Genomic DNA, 3,682 nt, shown 5'->3' on the forward strand with positions numbered 1-3,682 from the left:
CGGGAGTCCGGCATGCTGTAAATAGCTTTTTTGCGTAAAACAAACCGTTCGGTCAAATCATCACCAAATGTGATTTTTTCATACTCTGACGAGCTTGATCACCGCCTATTTAGTGGGCATTCGTCTTCTTAAATCATACTTTTCGATAAATGTTCTCGCTTCTAAGACTGTCTTTAGTTAACAATGCCCCGCCACTGTAAAAGTGGACAAAAAATAAAGGCAGATCCTGCGACTGTGCCCGAATTACTGGATGCTTATTCTTCAAATTATCACTATAACTTGATACAACATACCCAGCGTGTCGCAGCAAGGCTCGCCATCTGAAAGTGTTTTAAACCGCGCTCACTTTTAACGTGCTTTTCAATAGGAATAATGCAATTGAACCAATTTCTACTGACGTTATCGAACACACCTGAACTGATAGAATTTGAGGATACGATAGGGATAATCGAAAAGTACTATGACTTCTCTCCTTGCTGCTTCACAAACGGCTCAGTCACCAACGAAGCAGGCCAGAACTCAGGTTCCTGCAAAATCTTTGCGTTCGGTAAACTGCATGGGTTAAGCGAAGACGCCATATTACATTGCTTTGGCCGTTACTATCGTGAACACGTTCTGCTAAACCCAACAGGTGACGATCATCAGAACATTCGCAATTTTATGAAGATGGGTTGGAAAGGTGTTTGGTTTGAGCGAATCCCACTGCAACCTAAAGCGGCAGAGTACCAACCATAAGCTGTATATCGCGTAGAATTAAAAAAGCCCGCTGTTGCGGGCTTTTCGTTAACCGTCTTTGTTTATCTGAACAATGAGTTCATCTTCAACTCGGGCTGCCATTTCATTTGGCACCTGGCAAGTCCCCGCCTTCTCATGGCCGCCCCCGCCATATGTCAGCATCAATTCACCAATGTTGGTGTTTGAAGCGCGGTCGAAAATCGACTTCCCACAAGCAAAGACCGTGTTCTGCTTTTTCAACCCCCACAGAACGTGTATGGAGATGTTGCATTGAGGGAAAATGGCATATATTTCGAAACGGTTTCCTGCCCAAATAACATCTTCATGTCGAAGGTCGAGAATCACTAGATTGCCACAGATGGAGCTACACCGGCGGATCTGCTCTTGGAATTTCTCACGATGACTGAAGTAGAGCTCTACGCGCTCTTTCACGTCAGGGAGCTCCATGATCTCATCAATCATTTTGTCACGACAGTGATCGATCAAATCCATCATCAGTTCATAGTTAGAGATTCGGAACTCGCGGAATCGACCCAAGCCCGTGCGTGCATCCATGATGAAGTTCAGCAAACCCCAACCTTTCGGATACAGGACTTCATCTTTGGTGTATTGGCTGAATCGCCTTTATCCACCTCTTCCATCATCTCATCCCATGACTCTGGGAAGGTGTTTTCGCCACCAAAATGTTTCCACACTACTCGCGCTGCAGAAGGTGCATCTGCATCGATAATGTGGTTTGCATTCAAGTCCTCGTTACGGAGTACTTCGGAAGCATGATGGTCGATGCAAAGATGTGCTTTAGCGTTGTATGGCAGGTTTGTCGTGATGTCGTATTCATTAATCTCTATCACGCCGTCTTGCATATCTTTTGGGTGCACGAACTTGATCTCATCAATCAAGTCGATGTGTCTCAGCAATACTGCACACACTAGTCCGTCAAAATCGCTTCGTGTGATAAGACGATATCGTCTTTCAGGCATACCATTACTCCCTTTAACAGAGGGTTGGGAAACCAATGTCCCTGTCTGGATTAAGGATCTCAGTTTTCCTACTCTCTTAAGAATAAGACGAATACCCAATTGTGCAACTCGACGACTATGATTGCTTGACGGCAGATGCTTGTCTGAAAAGAAAAAAGCCGCTGAGCGGCTCTTCATTTACACGTTCTTTGGAAGGAAATTCTCGGCCAACATACACCGCACACTGCCCCCGCCTATCGTTTCTATGGTGGAAACATCGATAGGTATCAGCTGTCCGTGTTTTCTAAGTGTCTGTTTTTGTTCCAGTGTGAAGGCGTTATAGGCGGAAACCGACATGGCGATCAAATGCTCATTCTTGTCGTTTTTAAGCTGCAGAATATTTCCACAAAACTGTCCCATTTGCTCTTCGGTTATCGAGATCACCTCTTTGGTTTTCTTGAGGGTTGCCAACACTCTGCGCCGTTCGAACTCCTCAATGATCTCATCACAGATGACTGCGAAGCCTTCTCCTACCGCCATCATGACATTGGTGTGGTAAACGCTCGCGCCTGACGCCATTTTCGTCTCAAAGTAGATGAGCTCATGAAAGCCAGCTAAATCGACGTATTTTTGCAGCAGTTCTTTGTCACAACGCTCCGATAGGGCCGCGTATATCGTGCCTTGTGCATGATCGAGGATCATCACACCCGTGCTTTCGAGAAAAGCGTTAGGGTGCTTGAGATCCGATACAGGGGTGATGTCTGTAACCGAGAAGCCTTGTTGCTCCAAATTCCTCTTTAGACACGCAGGCCGTACTTCGTGTCGGCGATTTTCACACGCCATAGGAAAAAGAAACACGTCCCCATCCGGTGATGTGGAAAACCAGTTGTTTGGAAACACAGCATCTGGCGTTTCATAGGCATCACCCGAGTAATCCATGACGGTTACCTCTACGCCATGGCTCTGAAGTATCGACACCATGTTATAGAACTCATTGAGTGCCTTTTTGCGGATCTCTTGCTCAGGCAATGCCAATCTTTGTTGGAATTCATTGTCCGCGCTCGTTTCTACATTAAATTTGAAATCAATTGGGGGAACCATGACGACGGCATTGGTCGTGTGGCTGACATTTTGAACTACTGGGATCGTATCTTTCAGGATTGGGGCGACCATCTAACACCTCAACATCTTGTTAACATTATTGTTATAACGTTGATTGTAGTGAAGGTCGCTAAGTAACATTACCTAAAAAGGCAGTTAATTTTCACCAGCCATTAGTGAATTACCTGAAGAATTCGTTATTAGAAGGTATTTTTCCCATCTAGCACAAATTTCACCCGTTACTTTTCTGTAACTCTTACAGACTTAAGGGTGATAAGATCTGCGTTAATGCCAGATCCTCGTTTGTATTCAGCTATCACAATCTCGCTTCGCGTTTGAATTACACCTGGCAACTCAATAATGCGGGTAGACATAAACTGCTGATAGGCTTTGATATTCTTCACTCGCACTTTGATCATGGCGTCAAAGTCTCCGGACAGGGAATAGCATTCTTCGATCTCAGGGATCAGCAACGCCGTTTTAGCGAACTTATCAAAGATAGAAAGATTCGTTTGATCGAGCCGTACATGGATAAAAATGAGTACGTCTAGGCCAAGTTTTTCTGGCGAGAGCTCTGCATGATATCCAGAGATATAGCTTCCCGCTCAAGTCTTTTGACGCGCTCTGAGCACGGTGTCGTTGTTAAGTTGACGCGCTTTGCTAACTCAACGACAGGCAATCGGCCATTCTCTTGGAGAATACGTAAGATTTCGATATCAATTCTATCGAGAGAAGAAGTATTAGAAACAGCCATATCCGTTGGCTCCTATAGAAAATATTCCTTTCCATAGAAGCTAACACAGTGCTTATTGCTGCAGATAGGTTTGTTTGAGGGAATTTGAATTGAAGCACATACAAAAAAGCCCAGACTATCGTCTGGGCTTTCG

Annotated in this window: 2 protein-coding genes and 2 pseudogenes; 1 reads left to right on the forward strand and 3 read right to left on the reverse strand. The window is 44.8% G+C overall.

Going from position 1 to position 3,682, the window contains the following annotated elements:
- Positions 1–372: 372 nt before the first annotated feature.
- Positions 373–735, forward strand: coding sequence for a HopJ type III effector protein (locus ATN88_RS07090; RefSeq protein WP_067413422.1), 363 nt, complete (start codon positions 373–375; stop codon positions 733–735).
- A gap of 48 nt (positions 736–783) precedes the next feature.
- On the opposite strand, the pseudogene ATN88_RS07095 reads toward ATN88_RS07090, so the two are convergent.
- The 3 genes and pseudogenes from ATN88_RS07095 to ATN88_RS07105 form a co-directional block, all read right to left on the reverse strand.
- Positions 784–1,715 (reverse strand): annotated as a pseudogene (locus ATN88_RS07095) (exopolyphosphatase).
- Between the two features lie 177 nt (positions 1,716–1,892).
- Complete coding sequence (locus ATN88_RS07100) at positions 1,893–2,867, reverse strand: arginine deiminase-related protein (RefSeq protein WP_067413425.1); 975 nt, start codon at positions 2,865–2,867, stop codon at positions 1,893–1,895.
- 167 nt (positions 2,868–3,034) lie between these two features.
- Positions 3,035–3,549 (reverse strand): annotated as a pseudogene (locus ATN88_RS07105) (Lrp/AsnC family transcriptional regulator).
- Positions 3,550–3,682: the final 133 nt, after the last annotated feature.

The sequence above is a fragment of the Enterovibrio coralii genome (genome assembly GCF_001559595.1).
Taxonomy (GTDB): domain Bacteria; phylum Pseudomonadota; class Gammaproteobacteria; order Enterobacterales; family Vibrionaceae; genus Enterovibrio; species Enterovibrio coralii.